General features: G+C 66.9%; 19 protein-coding genes. 10 read left to right on the plus strand and 9 right to left on the minus strand.

Annotation, left to right across the window (positions count from 1 at the left end; translation table 11 throughout):
- Position 1 precedes the first annotated feature (1 nt).
- The 3 genes from QNO00_RS02465 to QNO00_RS02475 form a co-directional block, all read right to left on the minus strand.
- Positions 2-313 carry a DUF6504 family protein gene (locus QNO00_RS02465; protein WP_229965483.1) on the minus strand — a complete coding sequence of 104 codons (312 nt, stop codon included), beginning with the start codon at positions 311-313 and terminating at the stop codon, positions 2-4.
- A 199-nt stretch (positions 314-512) separates the two neighbouring features.
- Positions 513-2,126: an MDR family MFS transporter gene (locus tag QNO00_RS02470; protein ID WP_284023505.1), complete on the minus strand. Its 1,614-nt coding sequence runs from the start codon at positions 2,124-2,126 to the stop codon at positions 513-515.
- Complete coding sequence (locus QNO00_RS02475) at positions 2,119-3,888, minus strand: MDR family MFS transporter (protein ID WP_284023506.1); 1,770 nt, start codon at positions 3,886-3,888, stop codon at positions 2,119-2,121. Before QNO00_RS02475 ends, QNO00_RS02470 begins: the two co-directional genes overlap by 8 nt.
- Positions 3,889-4,048: 160 nt before the next feature.
- On the opposite strand from QNO00_RS02475, the gene QNO00_RS02480 reads away from it, so the two are divergent.
- Complete coding sequence (locus QNO00_RS02480) at positions 4,049-5,131, plus strand: DUF2776 family protein (protein ID WP_284023507.1); 1,083 nt, start codon at positions 4,049-4,051, stop codon at positions 5,129-5,131.
- A gap of 41 nt (positions 5,132-5,172) precedes the next feature.
- On the opposite strand, the gene QNO00_RS02485 is transcribed toward QNO00_RS02480, so the two are convergent.
- A complete protein-coding gene (locus tag QNO00_RS02485) occupies positions 5,173-5,742 on the minus strand; it encodes a DUF2087 domain-containing protein (protein WP_229965478.1) in 570 nt (189 codons plus the stop codon).
- A 145-nt stretch (positions 5,743-5,887) separates the two neighbouring features.
- Between QNO00_RS02485 and QNO00_RS02490 the strand changes: the two genes are divergently transcribed.
- Positions 5,888-7,273 (plus strand): CoA transferase, encoded by a 1,386-nt coding sequence (locus QNO00_RS02490; protein ID WP_284023508.1) that lies wholly within the window; start codon positions 5,888-5,890, stop codon positions 7,271-7,273.
- A gap of 4 nt (positions 7,274-7,277) precedes the next feature.
- On the opposite strand, the gene QNO00_RS02495 is transcribed toward QNO00_RS02490, so the two are convergent.
- On the minus strand, positions 7,278-7,619 hold the full coding sequence (locus QNO00_RS02495) for a chorismate mutase (RefSeq protein ID WP_229965476.1): 342 nt from the start codon (positions 7,617-7,619) through the stop codon (positions 7,278-7,280).
- A gap of 261 nt (positions 7,620-7,880) precedes the next feature.
- Between QNO00_RS02495 and QNO00_RS02500 the strand changes: the two genes are divergently transcribed.
- Positions 7,881-8,312, plus strand: a complete 432-nt coding sequence (locus QNO00_RS02500) for a VOC family protein (RefSeq protein ID WP_229965474.1) — start codon at positions 7,881-7,883, stop codon at positions 8,310-8,312.
- Positions 8,313-8,358: 46 nt separating this feature from the next.
- On the opposite strand, the gene QNO00_RS02505 is transcribed toward QNO00_RS02500, so the two are convergent.
- Positions 8,359-9,171, minus strand: a complete 813-nt coding sequence (locus tag QNO00_RS02505) for an SOS response-associated peptidase (RefSeq protein WP_284023509.1) — start codon at positions 9,169-9,171, stop codon at positions 8,359-8,361.
- A gap of 82 nt (positions 9,172-9,253) precedes the next feature.
- Positions 9,254-9,385: a hypothetical protein gene (locus tag QNO00_RS02510; RefSeq protein WP_284023553.1), complete on the minus strand. Its 132-nt coding sequence runs from the start codon at positions 9,383-9,385 to the stop codon at positions 9,254-9,256.
- 652 nt (positions 9,386-10,037) lie between these two features.
- On the opposite strand from QNO00_RS02510, the gene QNO00_RS02515 reads away from it, so the two are divergent.
- From QNO00_RS02515 to QNO00_RS02525, 3 genes are all read left to right on the plus strand, one after another.
- Positions 10,038-10,310 carry a mycoredoxin gene (locus QNO00_RS02515; RefSeq protein ID WP_229965471.1) on the plus strand — a complete coding sequence of 91 codons (273 nt, stop codon included), beginning with the start codon at positions 10,038-10,040 and terminating at the stop codon, positions 10,308-10,310.
- Positions 10,311-10,436: 126 nt separating this feature from the next.
- Positions 10,437-11,522: an S-(hydroxymethyl)mycothiol dehydrogenase gene (locus tag QNO00_RS02520; protein ID WP_284023510.1), complete on the plus strand. Its 1,086-nt coding sequence runs from the start codon at positions 10,437-10,439 to the stop codon at positions 11,520-11,522.
- Positions 11,522-12,169 carry an MBL fold metallo-hydrolase gene (locus QNO00_RS02525; RefSeq protein WP_229965469.1) on the plus strand — a complete coding sequence of 216 codons (648 nt, stop codon included), beginning with the start codon at positions 11,522-11,524 and terminating at the stop codon, positions 12,167-12,169. Before QNO00_RS02520 ends, QNO00_RS02525 begins: the two co-directional genes overlap by 1 nt.
- Before the next feature lie 85 nt (positions 12,170-12,254).
- On the opposite strand, the gene QNO00_RS02530 is transcribed toward QNO00_RS02525, so the two are convergent.
- Complete coding sequence (locus tag QNO00_RS02530) at positions 12,255-12,620, minus strand: VOC family protein (RefSeq protein WP_229965468.1); 366 nt, start codon at positions 12,618-12,620, stop codon at positions 12,255-12,257.
- 172 nt (positions 12,621-12,792) lie between these two features.
- Between QNO00_RS02530 and QNO00_RS02535 the strand changes: the two genes are divergently transcribed.
- From QNO00_RS02535 to QNO00_RS02550, 4 genes are all read left to right on the plus strand, one after another.
- Entirely contained in the window at positions 12,793-13,002 is a 210-nt protein-coding gene (locus QNO00_RS02535; RefSeq protein ID WP_229965466.1) for a hypothetical protein, read from the plus strand.
- A 106-nt stretch (positions 13,003-13,108) separates the two neighbouring features.
- A complete protein-coding gene (locus tag QNO00_RS02540) occupies positions 13,109-13,672 on the plus strand; it encodes a GNAT family N-acetyltransferase (protein ID WP_284023511.1) in 564 nt (187 codons plus the stop codon).
- A 226-nt stretch (positions 13,673-13,898) separates the two neighbouring features.
- Positions 13,899-14,408 (plus strand): hypothetical protein, encoded by a 510-nt coding sequence (locus tag QNO00_RS02545; protein WP_284023512.1) that lies wholly within the window; start codon positions 13,899-13,901, stop codon positions 14,406-14,408.
- A 31-nt stretch (positions 14,409-14,439) separates the two neighbouring features.
- Positions 14,440-15,258: a DUF427 domain-containing protein gene (locus QNO00_RS02550; RefSeq protein WP_284023513.1), complete on the plus strand. Its 819-nt coding sequence runs from the start codon at positions 14,440-14,442 to the stop codon at positions 15,256-15,258.
- A gap of 10 nt (positions 15,259-15,268) precedes the next feature.
- Here the strand turns inward: QNO00_RS02550 and QNO00_RS02555 are convergent, their stop codons facing one another.
- A complete protein-coding gene (locus QNO00_RS02555; protein WP_229965461.1) occupies positions 15,269-16,075 on the minus strand; it encodes a PIG-L deacetylase family protein in 807 nt (268 codons plus the stop codon).
- Between the last annotated feature and the right edge of the window lie 41 nt (positions 16,076-16,116).

The raw sequence follows: 16,116 nt of genomic DNA on the forward strand, positions 1-16,116 counted from the left end.
TCTAGGCGCTTTCCCGCAGGGCGTCATGGATCCGGATCAGGCGCCAGCGGCCGGTGGAAATGTCGTGCGAGACATCCAACGTGCGCAGCGGCGAGCGCGCGTTTAACCGGGTCTGGATGCGCCAGATCTCCGAATCCACCAGTCCGGCACCGTGCCCGCGTTCGGCCCGCGCTTCTTCGTCCCACCAGTTCCGGCGTTCGTACCAGCGCACCGGGTCCGCCGCCACCTTGTAGGTGTGCCCCTGCCAGGACAACCGCAGCGGCTGTCCGGCCGGCGAACACACCACCTCTACTGCTTCGCTGAAGACACCCACTTCAGTTCACTCTCCCGCCGATGCGGACTGCAGGACTTGATCCTGCATCCTCCATGGTTGGCCCGCCACACCAGCGGACCCTGTTGTCCGGACAGTAGTTGTCCGGAGAGATAATCTTCGAACATATATTCGATTAACACCAGTGTACGGCCCTCCCCTGACAACGGCCGCGGCTGCCCGGCCGGGCAGCACCTGCCGGCTACGCCGCCCCGTCCCCGCCAGTTTTCACGCGTGAAGTTTTGGACAGCGGAATCTCCTGGATAAACAGGGCCACCCCCAGGGCCGCAGCGGCCACCGGGACTGACAGCAGGAAGATCGGCGGCAGGGCCTGGCCGAACGCCTCGGCAATGAAGTCCCGTACCGGCGGCGGCAGCGTCCGGAGCAGGGCCGGGCTCAGCGAGTTAATGCCGCCGGCCGCCACGTCCACGGCGCCGGGCGGGGCTGCAGCCATCTGATCGGACAGCCGGCTGATGAAGATCGAGCCAAACAGGGCGATGCCGAAGGACGCCCCGAGCTGGCGGAAGAAGTTGGCGGCGGAAATGGCGGTGCCCATGTCCCGGATCGGCACGCTGTTCTGCACGATCAGCACCAGGTTCTGCAGCAGGCAGCCGATGCCCAGACCCATCACCAGCATCCCGGCGGCTGTGAAGGAATACGGTGTGGCCGCCGATATCCGGGAGAGCATCACCAACCCTGCGATGATTACAGCGCAGCCGATCACCGGATAGATCTTGTACTTCCCGGTCCGGGAAATCAGCTGTCCGGTGCCGATCGAGGCGACCAGCAGCCCGCCCATCATCGGCAGCATCATCAGCCCGGAGACTGTGGCGGAGGCGCCGTTGACCATCTGCAGGAACGTGGGCAGATAGGAAATAGTGGAGAACATGGTGATGCCGACGGCGATGCCCACCAGGACCGGCAGCACGAAGTTCCGGATCCGGAACAGACGCGGAGGCATGATCGGTTCCGGCGCCCGCAGTTCCACCGGGATGATTGCGGCCGCGGCCACCGCAGCAACGGCGGCCAGCCCCAGGATCTGCGGCGAGGACCAGGCGTAGGTGGTCCCGCCCCAGCTGGTCAGAAGCACCACTGCGGCGCCGGCCACGGCCAGCAGGGCAGCTCCGGCGTAGTCAAGCCTCGGCTTGGCGCCGGCAGGTTTGGGCAGGTGCAGGGAGGAAACGATGACGGCGAGCGCCACGGCACCGATGGGCAGGTTGATGTAAAACACCCACCGCCAGGAGAAGTAGTCGGTGATCCAGCCGCCCAGCAGCGGCCCGCCCACCGAGGCCAGGCCAAAGGAGGCGCCGATCAGGCCCATGTATTTGCCGCGTTCGCGCGGAGACACGATATCGCCGATGATCGCCTGGGCGCCGATCATGAGCCCGCCGCCGCCCACGCCCTGCAGTGCGCGGAAGGCAATCAGCTGGCCCATGTTCTGCGCCAGGCCGGAGAGCACGGAACCCAGCAGGAAGACGACAATGGCGAAAATGAAGATCGTCCGCCGTCCGTACAGGTCACCGAGCTTTCCGTAGACGGGCAGCCCGATGGTGGCGGCCAGGATATAGGCCGTCACCACCCAGGACAGGTGCTCGAGCCCGTTGAGCTCCCCCACGATCGTGGGCAGGGCGGTGGCCACGATGGTCTGGTCCAGTGCCGCCAGCAGCACGGCCAGCATCAGGCCGGCAAAAACCAGGCCCATCCCGCGGGGCTGGCCGACCTCTTCAGGCGGTGCTTTGCGGATCATGGCCTCCCGGCCCTCCCGGCCGTTCTGCGGCCGGAGCATCAGATGCCGGGGCGTTCTTTGCCTAGACATTTTCCTCCACTTCCACCCGGGAGGTTTCCGAGAGCGGGATCTGCCGGATGAACAGGGTCAGGATCAGGCCCGCGGCCAGCGCCGGAATGCCCAGCAGGAAGATCGGCGGCAGGGCGTCTCCGAAGGCGCGGGCAATAAAGTCCTGCACGGGCGCCGGCAATGCCTTCAGTTCCGAGGGGCTGATCGAGTTCACTCCGTTGCGGAGCGCGCCGGCGGCCTGTTCCGGGGCGTCGGCCACCTGGTCGTTCAGCCGCTGGATAAAAACGGATCCATAAACGGCGATCCCCAGCGAGCCGCCCATCTGCCGGAAGTAGTTTGCCGAGGACACGCCGGTGCCCATGTCCCGGGCGGGCACGCTGTTCTGCACAATCAGCACCAGGTTCTGCATCAGCGCGCCGATGCCCAGCCCCAGCACGAACATGCCCAGGGCGGTGAACCCGTACGGCGTGGTGTTGGAGATCCGCGAGAGGAGCAGGAGCCCGACAATCATGACGGCGGCGCCGAGGACGGGATAGATCTTGTACTTTCCGGTCCGCGAGATCAACTGGCCGGTGCCAATGGAGGTGAGCAGCAGGCCGGCTGTCATCGGCAGCATCATCAGCCCGGACACGGTGGCGGAGGCTCCGTTGACCATTTGCAGGAAGGTGGGCAGATAGGAGATGCTGCCGAACATCGCCAGCCCCACTGACAACCCCACCAGGGTGCAGACCAGGAAGTTGCGGTTGCTGAACAGCCGCAGCGGCAGGACCGGTTCGGCGGCCCGCAGTTCCACCGGAATGAAAACTGCCACGCCGACGGCGGCGGCGGCCCCCAGCCCCAGGATGGTCGGGGAGGTCCAGGCATAGGTGGTCCCGCCCCAGCTGGTCAGCATCACCAGCGCGGCGCTGATCACGGCCAGCAGCACGGCACCGAGGTAGTCCAGCGGCGGCCGCGGGCCGGATCGCGTCGGAAGGTGCAGCGAGGTGATGATGACGGCCAGCGCGACGGCGCCCAGCGGAAGGTTGATGTAAAACACCCACCGCCAGGACCAGTACTCCGTCAGGTAGCCGCCGAGCAGCGGCCCGCTCACCGAGGCCAGCCCGAACGCAGCCCCGATCAGCCCCATGTACCGGCCGCGCTGGCGGGCGGGCACGATGTCCCCGATGATGGCCTGGGCGCCGATGATCAGGCCGCCGCCGCCCACGCCCTGCAGTGCCCGGTAGCTGATCAGCTCGGTCATGCTGCGGGCCTGTCCGGACAGCGCCGAACCGATCAGGAACACAGCGATCGCGAAGATGAAGATGTTCTTGCGCCCGAGCAGGTCACCGAGCTTGCCGTAGATCGGCAGTCCGATGGTGGAGGTGAGCAGGTAGGCGGTGATGACCCAGGACAGGTGGTCAAGTCCCTGCAGATCTCCCACGATGGTGGGCAGAGCGGTGGACACGATGGTTTGGTCGAGGGCGGAGATCAGCACCGCAAGGATCAGGCCGGCGAAGACCAGCACGATCTGGCGGCGGGAATGCGGAGCCGTCCCTCCGCCGTCCGGCGGGGCCGGAGGCGATCCACTCCGGCCCGCGGCCGAGGATCCTGGCGGGGTTCCGGCCGGCCGTGCTCCTGCCCCGGCCCCGGACGGCGCCCCTGATGCCGGCCCGCCCGGCGGCGGCTTGGCGGCGGTGTCGGGACCGGCCAGCAGATAGGACGACGCCGGCGAGCCCAGGTCCGTGGCAGCTCGGGCTCCGGGGTGGGTGGCGACTGCGCCGTGGGGTGTGAAACTGGCGGCCATCGGGGCCTCCTTGGAAGTTTCCGCCGGATGGTGGCGGTCGGGCTGCAACTTCCATTCGACGCCCACCGTCCTGCCGAGTCAACGGTCCGCGGCGCTGCGAGGGTCCGGCGTTGCTCCCCGGTTGGGACAGGCGCAAACTGGCACTACACGCGGACCGGCCATGCTGTCGAAGCCGCACGGGATCACCTTCGGGGACGCCATGAACCATGCAATAAGTGTCATTTTCCGTGCCATACCGCTTCTGATGGGCGCTGTCTGCCTGTCCTTTGGCCTCTACATCCTGGCCGGGCCTGACAACCCCGATCACTTCGTCGCCGGACACGTCAATGTCGGGCTGACCGCCATCTGTTATGCGCTGTTCACTACGGCAGCCACCATCATTAGGCAGCTCATCAACCGCTATGGGCGCGTGTGGGAGATCATCCTGCCGCTCTCCGGCTACGCGGCTGCTGCCGCCGCCGTCATCTGGGGCATTGTTCTGGCCAACCGGGACAACACCCCGGAGAACCTCACGGCGGGCTTCGTTGTGATCGGCGTCGGCTTCATCGCCGCGTGCGTCAGCACCGTCGCGGCCGCGTCCACAAAATTCACGCTCATCCAGTCAGCACAGTTGCTCGAGCCTCAGGGCGGCCCGCCGGAAGGTGCTCACACCCGCGCCGTCGGCGCCGTGCTGCTCGCAGTTCCGGTTGCGGCCGCCGTCGTCGGCTTCTGCCTTGCGATCGGCCTGTTGGTGCGCGGAGACACTCCCGGATTCGTTGCCGGCCACGTCCTGATCGGCCTGTCGGCGATCTGCACCTCGCTGATCGGCCTGATCGCGAGCATCGTGCGCCAGGTGCGCAACGAATTCAGCGACGGCGAACGTTTGGCCTGGCCCTGGCTGGTCGCTGCCGCCGGCACGGTCAATGTGCTGCTCGGACTATTCGTGCTGTTCAGCTCGCACGAGCCCTACCGGCTGGCCCCGGGATGCGTGCTGATCGGCCTCGGGCTGATCTGCTTCAGCATCCTGTCGAAGGTGCTGTTGCTCGCCCTCGTCTGGCGCCGCACGTTTGCCCTGGCCAATCGCATCCCGCTGATGCCCATCGGAACAGCGCTCACCTGCCTGTTCTTCGCCGCGTTCCTCTCTGAAGCCGAAGGCATAGACCCGGCGTTCTTTGTCCCCGCGCACGTGCTGGTTGGGCTCGGAGCCGTCTGCTTCACGCTCTTCTCCATCGTGTCGATCCTCGAAGCGGGAACGTCGGAATAGCAGAGCAGCTGCCGGGTTAGCGCCACGAACGGATCTGCTCCTCAGCCGGCGAATTCCCAGCCGTCGGCCGGCCGCGGGGCAGACAGCCAGTAGCGTGAACCCTCCGGATTGCGGGACACGATGCCCTCGTCCACCAGGTAGCGGCGAACGGCGGCCGGATCATCCGAATACTCCGCGAGGCGTTCGGTGATACCGCGTTCATTCAGCACCGGAGGAGCGTCGGCAGGTGCCGGGGCGGACTCGAAAACATGCCCGGCGATGTAGTGGAGCAGCTCCAGCCGGTCCGCCTGCCGCCGCGGATACGCGGCGATTTTTCCGTCCGCGAGGAACCTCCGGGCCGAGGTCTCGGGCGGCTCCTTGCCGCTGGCCAGCAGCCGGGCAAACACGCCGCCCGCCGGTTGCACGTCGCAGGCACCCGAGGAGACGAGACCGGCCTTTTGCAGGGCCGCCAGTGATTTGCGTTCCTTGGGTTCCAGAGCCTGTCCGTCCAGCGGAGTTCCGCGCTCGGCCGCCGTGATGATCCGGGCATACAGCCGAAGCCGGCGCTCGTCCGCGAGCGCCGCCGCCACGGCCCGCCACTGTTCCGGCGCCGCCGGCTGCTCCTGGTCCATTTGTCTTCCTTTTCCCCCTGCACCCGGCGCTTCGCAGCTCTGCTGCTGTGCCCGCCGGATGACTTGTCCCCGATAGTTCAGGCCCTTAGCGTGTGAGTACAGTACCCCACCGGCAGCGCCGGTGGCAGGCAGAGGAGAGACGGCGATGTCCCTGGAAGCAGCCTTTCCCGTGCGGGGCTTCGCCGGATGGGCCGTGGAGCAGGCTGCCGGTGCCGTCGCGGATCTGTCCCGGCGGCTCGGCGGGAGCAGCGCTCCGGTGGTCGACGCCGACCTGTCCCTGGCCTGGTTCGCCGGCTCCCTCACCCCGCTGGGCTGGTCAATTCCGCCGCCCTGGGATCCGCTGGCCGGAGATTATCCGTGCACTGACGGCTGGATCCGGCTGCACACCAATGCCCCGCATCACCGGCATGCGGCACTGGCGTCCCTGGGGCTTCCGGTCGATCCGGTGCCGAACCGCGCAACGGTGGCCGCCGCCGTCGTCGGCTGGACCGGAGAAGCGCTGGAAACGGCGGTGGTTTCCGCCGGAGGCTGCGCCGCACAAATGCGCAGTGAAGCGGAGTGGGCAGACCATCCCCAGGGACGCGCAGTGGAGCAGGAACCGCTGATCGCCTGGACCGGGCACGGAACGGCGGCACCGCTCAGCCCGCAGGCGGCACCGGAGCGTCCGCTGGCCGGGGTGCGCGTGCTGGACTTGACCCGCATCATTGCCGGTCCGGTGGCCACGCGGTTCCTGGCAGGGCTGGGCGCTGAAGTGCTGCGCATTGATCCGCCGGGGTGGGCAGAACCGGCGGCCGAGGCGGAACTGACAGTGGGCAAGCGGTGCGCCCGGCTGGACCTGACCTCGGCGGCCGGTGCGCGGCGCATCCGCGACCTCGTGGCCGACGCCGACATCCTGGTCTCCGGCTACCGCGCCGGTGCGCTCGCGGGCCTCGGACTGGATTCCGGGCGGCTGCAGCAGCTCCGTCCCGGGCTGGTGGAGATTTCGCTGAACGCCTACGGATGGTCCGGGCCCTGGGCCCAGCGGCGCGGATTCGATTCCCTCGTGCAGATGAGCACCGGGATAGCGCACACCGGCATGGCGCACTTCGCCGCGGACAGCCCCCGGCCGCTGCCGGTGCAGGCACTGGATCATGCCACCGGCTACCTCACCGCCGCCGCCGCCCTGCAGGCCTGGCTGCGCAGGCTGGACGGCGAGGTGGGCTCGGCCCGGCTGTCGCTGGCGCGCACGGCGGCCGAGCTCCGGCATCTCGCCGACAGGCAGGTGCCCGACAGGCAGGTGTCCGACGGAACGCCCGGGGAGATGCCCGACGGCGGGGCGCCCGCCGGCTCCGGGGCGGCGGCCCGGACCGCTGAGTCCGGGCCTCTGCAGCAGCTGGAGGAGGAAACGTTCTGGGGTCCGGCGCTGCGTTTGGTGCCGCCGGTGCGCTTTGCCGGAGCGGGCCCGCAGCCGCACCTGTCCTGGGACGTGCCCGCCGGACCGCTGGGGTCGGCGGACCCGCACTGGCAGCGGGCAGGCCGCAACGGACTGTGAGCGGTCAGCTGCGGGAGAAGGCGTCCAATTTGGCCTGGACTTCGGCGTCGTGCCGCACCTTGAGCTCATATTCGATGAAGGCATCGATCATCGCCCGGTAGGTTGCCTCCACCACGGTGGGGTCTCCGTCCTGGGCCTGGGCGGTGGCGCGGACATGTTCCAGCACTTCCTCCACCCGTTCCGGCGCCTTGACCTGGGCGTCGCTGTCCTTCAGGGGGCCGGCCAGGCGCACGAGACGCTCACGCCGCCAGATCAGCGCCACAATTTCCTCGTCAATCTCGTCTATGGCGGTGCGGATGTCGTCGAGCTGACAGGTTATGGATCGTTGGTGATCAGGGGTTTCCATGCCAATAGACTAGCGGCCCCGCCGGTGCCTCCGTCTTCCGGGACGGTGAAACCTGCTCCGGAATGCCCGGGAATTCCGGCCGGTGCTGTCCCGCCTGAGTTTTGACGGCCACCAGATCCTGCGGCCAAGGTCATAGGAAGGGCCGGCACCAGCAGCGAGCGCACCACCAGGGTGTCCAGCAGGCTGCGCCCGGGCCGTGCGTTGCACGGATCACCGAAGTAAAACAGGAACTTATTACCCCGTCAGTGGCAGGATCAGAGGGTGAAGCCTTCTCTTTCCGTGATAACCGTTGGCGTACGGGATCTCGAAGTAACCTACGCGTTCTATTCCTCCCGGCTGGGCTGGAAAGCAGCCCAGTATGTGCCCGAAGAAGTGATCTTCTATCAGGTGGGCCCGGGACTGTTGTTGGCCTTCTTCCGCCGCGACCATTTGGCGGCCGAAGCGGGTCCCATGGGCGAGGCGGGCAACGCCCCGATCACGCTGGGACACAACGTGGAATCCGTGGCAGAGGTGGAGGCCGTGCTGGCCGAGGCCGCAGCGGCCGGCGGGTCCATCCTGGCGCCGGGCACCCAGATGAGCTGGGGCGGCTACTCGGGCTACTTCACCGATCCCGACGGCTACCGCTGGGAGGTCTGCCACAACCCCGGGCTGAGCATCGACGAGAACGGCAACGTGACCATCGAAGTGATCTGACCGCGCGTGGCAGGTCCGGCCTGGAACAGTCGGGTGGACGCCCGGCTTAGAACAGGGCCGGCTCGGGAGCCGGCTCCGGTTCCGGAGGAGCCAGCAGGTGCGGCCCGTCGTTTCGGACGCTGCCCACGGCCGGCCCCACTTCGGCCACCGTCCATTGCGCAGCAGCTGCGTGTGCCTCGGCAGTGACACGGTGCACCAGGGCCGCCGAGTCGGACGCCGCGGGATCCAGCCAGGCTGCCATGGCCCGGCGGTTCAGCGGCACGGGCATCCGGTCATGCAACTCCCCCAGCTCGACCAGGACCGCCGGCTGCCCGGACCCTCGGGCTTCAGCCGGGTCCGGGGCCGCGGCGGTGAGGATCGACGTCGACAGCAGCCAGCTCCCCGGCGCCCCCGGAGCTTTCGCCGGGTCCCGCCACCACTCGTACAGGCCGGCGAAAAAGGTCAGCGCGCCGTCGGCCCGGGAGACATACGAGGGCCGCTTGGTCCGGCCGGGACCGGCTTTCCATTCGTAGTAGCCCTGGACCGGAACGGCGCAACGGCGTGCGACGACGGCGTCACGGAAGGTCGGCTTCTCCAGCACCGTTTCGGTGCGGGCATTAAACGCACGCGTTCCGACGGAGGCATCCCGCGCCCAGCCCGGCACCAGTCCCCAGCGCGCCACATGAATCTGGCGCACCGGGCGCCTGCCTTCCGATCCATCTTCCGCCGGAGCGCCGACATACCGTTCCAGCACCACCGGTACGTCCGACGTCGGCGCGACGTTCCAGGATTGGCGCAGCTGAAGGTTCGCGTCGGCTTCCGCCTCGGCTTCCTCCACCAGCTCCGCCGTCGTCTTCGCCATCACATAACGTCCGCACATGGTTCCAGTCTGCCTTGTTGCCTGACGTGCTGCTCGGCTTGTGGCTTGGCTCATGGCTGCCGTCCGCTGCGCGCTGCGCACGTCAGGGACGCAGCAGGGTCTTGATGGTGCGCCGTTCGTCCATGGCTGCATAGCCTTCGGCGGCCTGCTCCAGCGGCAGTTCCAGGGTGAAGGCCTTGGCTCCTTGACCGGGCCGATGGAAGCTCCCGTCCACGATAAGAGCCGGCGCCGAAGCCCGCAGTGCCCTGCTGGACTTTCCCGGCCGCAGCGTGCGAGTCCTGTGCGGTTTGGGTTGGTGGGTCGGTTGGCTTGCCCCGACGAGAGTGCAGATCTGGTGGGTTTGGCCTCACGAGAGTGCAGGTCTGGTGACCTGGGCGCGCTGAAACCCGCCATACCTGCGCACTCGACGGGCCAGACCGCGCTGACACCCGCCATATCTGCGCACTCGGCAAGTGCTTCCCTGCCGTGCCGGGATTCTGCTGCCGTTTTGGGATTCTGCTGCCGTTTTGGGATTCTGCTGCCGTTTTGGGATTCTGCTGCCGTTTTTGGGTTATTGTGGCGCGGCCCCGCGGGCGCCGAAACCCCCAAAAGGCGGGGGGGCTTTGGGGCGGCGGGGCCGCCCCCCCGCCGCCACCAGAATCCCAAAACGGTCGGAGGCGCCCCAAAGCGGACGATTTCGACCTGCCTTACCCAGAGCAGACGACCAGCTTTCACCGACCACACCGGCCAGCACCGGATACCCGGCGTGCCCGAAGCACGGCAATTGCACCGGCGCCGCCGCGGGAATTGAACCGGTGCCGCTACGGTTGTACCGGACAGTCCCTGTTATTCAGCCCGCAATTTGTCAGTACGAAGAGGAGCCTTTCATGGCAGCAACAGCAGAAGCCTTCACCCCCGACGCCGGTTCCATCACTATGTTCTCCACCACGTGGTGCGGCTACTGCCGACGGCTGAAGTCCCAGCTGGACGCCGCCGGAATCGGCTACACCGAGGTCAACATCGAAGACGTGGACGGCACCGCCGAGCTCGTCGCCCAGATCAACGGCGGCAACCAGACCGTTCCCACCGTCATCTTCCCGGACGGTTCCTCGGCCACCAATCCCTCCGCAGCAGAGGTCAAGTCCCGCCTGGGCGTCTAACCCAGACACCCGGTCCTTCCCCCGTACATCAGTCAACTTCACGCCCGGCCGTCCTGCTTCATAGGATGGAACGCGGAACGCCGGACATCGGCATCCGCCCGGACATTCGAGAGGCAGCACACCCATATGGTTCACAAGGTTCAGGCAGTAGTCGTCAAGGAAAAGAACGCCCCGGTCTCGCTCGAGACCATCCTGGTGCCGGATCCCGGCCCCGGCGAGGCGCTCGTGGACATCCTCACCTGCGGTGTCTGCCACACCGACCTGCACTACAAGCAGGGCGCCATCAATGACGACTATCCGTTCCTGCTCGGTCATGAGGCCACCGGCGTCGTGTCCGCCGTCGGCCCCGACGTCACCGAGGTGGCCCCGGGCGACCGCGTGGTCCTGAACTGGCGCGCCGTCTGCGGCGAGTGCCGCGCCTGCCGCAAGGGTGAGCCGCAGTACTGCTTCAACACGCACAATGCCACCCAGAAGATGACCCTGGAGGACGGCACGGAACTGACTGCCGCCCTCGGCATCGGCGCCTTCGCCGAGAAGACCCTGGTTGCCGCCGGCCAGTGCACCAAGGTGGACGACGACGTCGATGCCGCCGCCGTGGGCCTGCTCGGCTGCGGCATCATGGCCGGCATCGGTGCCGCCATCAACACCGGCGAGGTGCAGCGCGGAGAGTCAGTGGCCGTCATCGGCTGCGGCGGCGTGGGCATCGCAGCCGTCGCCGGAGCACAGCTGGCCGGAGCCACCACCATCATCGCGGTGGACATCGACTCCAAGAAGCTGGGACTGGCCAAGGCCCAGGGCGCCACGCACGCGATCAACTCCAAGGACGAGGACCCGGTCGAGGCCATCCGCGCCCTCACCGGAGGCAACGGCGCCGACGTCGTAATTGACGCCGTCGGCCGTCCCGAAACCTACAAGCAGGCCTTCTACGCCCGCGACCTCGCCGGCCGCGTGGTCCTGGTGGGCGTGCCGAATCCGGAGATGAAGATCGAACTTCCGCTCGCTGACGTCTTTGGCCGCGGCGGATCGCTGAAGTCCTCCTGGTACGGCGACTGCCTGCCCTCGCGCGACTTCCCGATGCTCGTGGAGCAGTACAAGCTCGGACGCCTGGACCTGGACGCGTTTGTGTCCGAGCGCATCGGCCTGGGCGACATCGAAGAAGCCTTCACGAAGATGCACGACGGCAAGGTCCTGCGCTCGGTCGTGGTGCTGTAATGAGCGTGCACATCGACAACGTCATCACCTCGGGAACCTTCTCGCTCGACGGCGGCACCTGGGACGTGGACAACAACGTCTGGATCGTCGGCGACGACGCGCAGGTCATCATCATCGACCCGGCCCACGACGTGGACGCCATTGCGGCTGCCGTCGGCGACCGGGAGGTCATGGGCATCCTGCTCACGCACGGCCATGACGACCACATCCGCGCCGTGGACGATGCCCGTGAACTGTTCAGCGCCCCGGTGTTCCTGCACAGCGCGGACCGGATGCTCTGGGATGCGGTGTTCCCGGACGAGGAACCCGACGCCGAGATTGAAGACGGCGACATCTTCGAGGTGGCCGGCATCACCCTGCAGGCGCTGCACACTCCGGGGCACTCCCCCGGTTCCGTGTGCTTCCTCCTGGCCGCCGGTGCGCCCGGTGACGGCGCCCCGGTGGTGTTCAGCGGAGACACCCTGTTTGCCGGCGGTCCCGGTGCCACGGGGCGGTCCTACAGCGACTTCCCGACCATCATCAAGTCCATCCGCGAACGGCTCCTGACCCTGCCGTCGGAAACCCGCGTCCTGACCGGGCACGGGGACTCCACGACCATCGGCGCGGAAGCCCCGCAGCTGGAAGAGTGGATCGCCCGCGGGCACTAACCGCCTGCAGCACCCCGGGTGCCGGTGTTCCCGCTCAGGGAATGCCGGCACCCGGGGTGCATTTTTGTAAGGTGTCCGGTTTTGATCAGTCGTCTTCGATCACGGAGAGGATGTTGCCGGCCGGGTCCCGGAACCAGGCAATCGTGGGTCCGGCCTGCCGGAAAATTCCGTCAGCGTCCACGCCGTCAAAATGGACAAAATCCACGCCCCGGCCGGACAGCTCCCGCACCGCCTCGTCGACATCCGCAACCGGAAAATTCAGGACGGTGTAGGTCGCCGGGGAATGGTTGTCCTTGGGATAAACGAGGATGTTCCGGCTTCCCTCCGGATGCAGGAACAGCATGCCGTCCTCCTCGGACACCGGGATGCCCAGCACCTGCCCGTAAAAGTTCCGGGCGGCGGGAATGTCGTTGACTGAAAATCCGCTGAAGGCACTGCTGTGTTCAAGCATGGTTTCGCCTTTCCGAGGTTCATTTTCCGGCTCCGCCTCTCCGGGGCGTGCCTGCCGATAGCCACGATGGTAGGCCTGCCGGCCCGGGTCTGACAGTGCTCCCGGGCCCCCGCGCAACGCCGGCTCGCCCGGCACCTCGTCTCAGAATCTCTGCGGCGGTTAGGCTGTGGATATGACTGCATGGAGCCGTTACCTGTTCGGGGTCTCGATCATCTTCGGGGTGGGCACGATGATGCTCGCGGAGAAGCTGCCGGAATGGTGGGGGCCGGTGTCGGTCCTCGTCATGGTCCTGGCTGCTTCTGCGTTCCTAACCTGCTCCATTCTGGAGTACCGACGCGGTCGCTCGGAAGCCGGCACTTTGGAGCAGCGGCTCTCCCCGTAGATCCCCTCTTAGGGTCGAGACATGTACCCGGTGTGGTCGCATAGGCTGACTGAATGCAAACTGAAGCGGAGCCGGGGCACCTCGGAATGTCCAGAGTATGCCCACTATGAGAGAGATCGACCAGGAAGTTGATTACGTCCGGTTCGAGCATGTTGCGACGGACGAAATTTGGGCTGAGATCGCGAGTCTCTTTGTCTCGAGCTTCGCGGCCCCTCCCTACAATGAATCGCCAGATGACCTGCAAAGCATTGAGCAATGGGGCCCCGACAAACTTGCTGGTCCTGGTGGGCGACTTGTCGCGGCGAGACACGATGGACACGTGATCGGCTTTGCGTTATCGCAGAGGCTTGACCAGGACAGCTCCTGGCTGCGACGGCTATACGCAATGCTGCCAACGCCAGACGCGGTAATTTCTCCGTCGAGAACCGTTATTGTCCAGGAACTCGCTGTCGACGATAGCTATCGAGGCCGTGGGATAGCCAAACAGTGCATCCGTGAACTCCTCTCGAACCGAACCGAACAGGATGCCGTCCTGGGTGTTTTCGGCCAAGCATCCCAGGTCCGGGAAATTTACGGACACTGGGGTTTTTCGGAGCTCGGTACCTCTCCCATTTACGGCGGAACCGTGACCCTGCATGCCCTGCATCACAAACTTCCCTGGACGGCCTAGTCATTCAGCCGCAACCCGTCCCCGCAAAAGGCCGCTTGGCTTGTCGAGGACGCTCCTCCGGACAGCGGCCACACCCCCTGGTGTAGCGTGGGCAGCTCAGTGGCCAGCAGCTTCGCCGCACGTCAGCTGAGAACGACGGCGATGGAGGGCAGGAAGCAGCTCGGCCAAACGTCGGGGGAAGGTCCGGTTGGACTGTACGGAGTTTCTCCCCAAGCGAGGGGGAACCATGGCACGGATGACACGAGGCAAAACAACATCAGCCGCCACACTGGTGCTGGCAGGCGCGCTGTTGATGACAGGCTGCTCATCAGCTGAATCAGCGGCAGATGAACCGACGGCAACGGCAGCGTCGAAGACGCCGCGCCCCACCCACATCCCCACCCCGACACCCACGGCGAAAGTCCAGCCATCCGATGGTGCCATCTACAGTGAAGTTGTCCTCGGCTCCCTGGAAAACCAGACCGGCAGCGGCAGTTTGGAAAACATTGCCACTGCCGCCCCACGCCTGAAAATCGTTACCTCCTGCGTCGGAACCGGCGACCTCCGCGTCGAAGTCCCGGGCGCCGCGGCTTTTTCCTTCCCCTGCGAGACCGCCGGTATCGATGGCAGCGTAGCCAACGCCTTCCCGGTTACTCAGGTCGCTCAACCTTTCCGGGTGCTCGTCACCGCGAACAATGACCAGACCTGGGGCATGACGGTTCTTGAGGAGCCCGCAATCGGAAACACAGGGCCTTGATTCCGGCCCGGGGCCGCCAGACACTGGAGTCATGGCACTGCAGATCAGTTCCGCATTCTGGAAGTTCATCCCGCAGCTGCGTTTCGAACCCACGCCGCGGCGCATCCGGGCCCAGCTCGGCGACAACACGGTAGTCGATTCCGGCAACGCGTTCCTGGTGTACGAGCCTCGGCGGGTCACCCCGATCTATGCCGTACCCGCGCAGGACATCGCCGCGGACCTGACTGCTGCCCTTCCCGGGGCCGATGATCCGCTGGCCGGCGTACCGCCGGGAGCCCCGATGGATCCGCGCTATCCTTTCGCCGCGCATACGACGCCGGGGCAGCCCCTGGACCTGTGGGCGGGAGCGCACGAGCTGCCCGGCGCCGCGTTCCGGGCCGCCGATCCGGATCTGGCCGGCCACGTCCTGCTGGACTTCTATGCCTTTGACCGGTGGCTGGAAGAGGACCAGGTGATTGAGGGACATCCCCGCGATCCGTTCCACCGGGTGGACGCCCGGGCCTCGTCGCGGGCAGTGCGCGTGCATCTGGGCGGGCAGCTGCTGGCGGAAACCCGGGAACCGCTGTTCGTTTACGAGACCATGCTTCCGGTGCGCACCTATTATCCGCGGGACGACGTGGACTGGGACGCCCTGAGCGCGTCACTGAAACACACCGTCTGCCCGTACAAGGGCACCGCTTCCTATTGGTCGGTCACGGGCCAGCCACAGGGCGCGGACCTGGCCTGGTCCTATGAGAAGGTGCTGCCCGACTCCGCGCAACTGAAGGACCGGGTGTCGTTTTTCGACGAACGAACTGACGTTTACGTGGACGACACCAAACAGGAAATCGATTCCTTCTTCCGGTTCTGAGACGGCTGCTTCATTCCAGCCCCTCAAACACATCACCCAGTACCGCTGCCCCGGGCTGCCGCTGTGGCCAGGCGATGACCAGCGGCTCCACGGAGACGGAACGGGACCAGGCGGCATCCTCTTCCGAGTCCGGGGGTACCCCGGGGGAAACCACGTGCCGCTGGGTCCGGTGCTCCATCAGCCCCGCCACGATCCGGTGCGCCACGCTGCCCACGTCCACTTCCATGCCAATCAGCTCGTCCGGAACCGGATGAATGTCATAGACCCTGTCCTCGTCCCAGGGTTCCAGCCCGCGCCGGACCCGGGCGCGGTTCCAGCGCTCCCAGGTGGAGCGGCGGACGCCGCCGTGCAGCAGGCGCTGCAGCCCCGGCCCGCCGTCGCCGCACAGACGAAAAAACGCGGCATCGGTGGCCGCGCCGACTGCGATGTGGTCCGGATGCCCGGTGAGCCCGTCGGGTCCGAAGGTGGCGACGACGTCGGGCCGCTCCTGCGCCAGGATGCCGCCGATCCGCTCCACCAGTTCCCCGAAGGGAACCCGGCCGACCGCGCCGTCGTCGTAGTCCAGCCATTCGTGGCGGTCCGGCGGCCTGCCGTGGGCCGTCCACGCGGCGTCCATCTCACGCCGACGGATCAGCCCGAGCGGTTCGTTCACCGGCGGATAGGCGGGATCGATCTGCCCGGCGCCGCCGTCGGTCGCGTGGACCAGGATGAAGCGGAACTCCGGATCGTGTTCGTGCAGCGCCACGGTTCCGGCCAGTCCGTACGCGTCGTCATCGGGGTGGGCGACGACGAGGGCCAGGATGTGCGATCCATCCATTCCGGCACCTCCCGGGGAGAGCTGAGGGGTTTTCCGCCACC

The organism is Arthrobacter sp. zg-Y1219, from assembly GCF_030125545.1.
Lineage (GTDB): Bacteria > Actinomycetota > Actinomycetes > Actinomycetales > Micrococcaceae > Arthrobacter_B.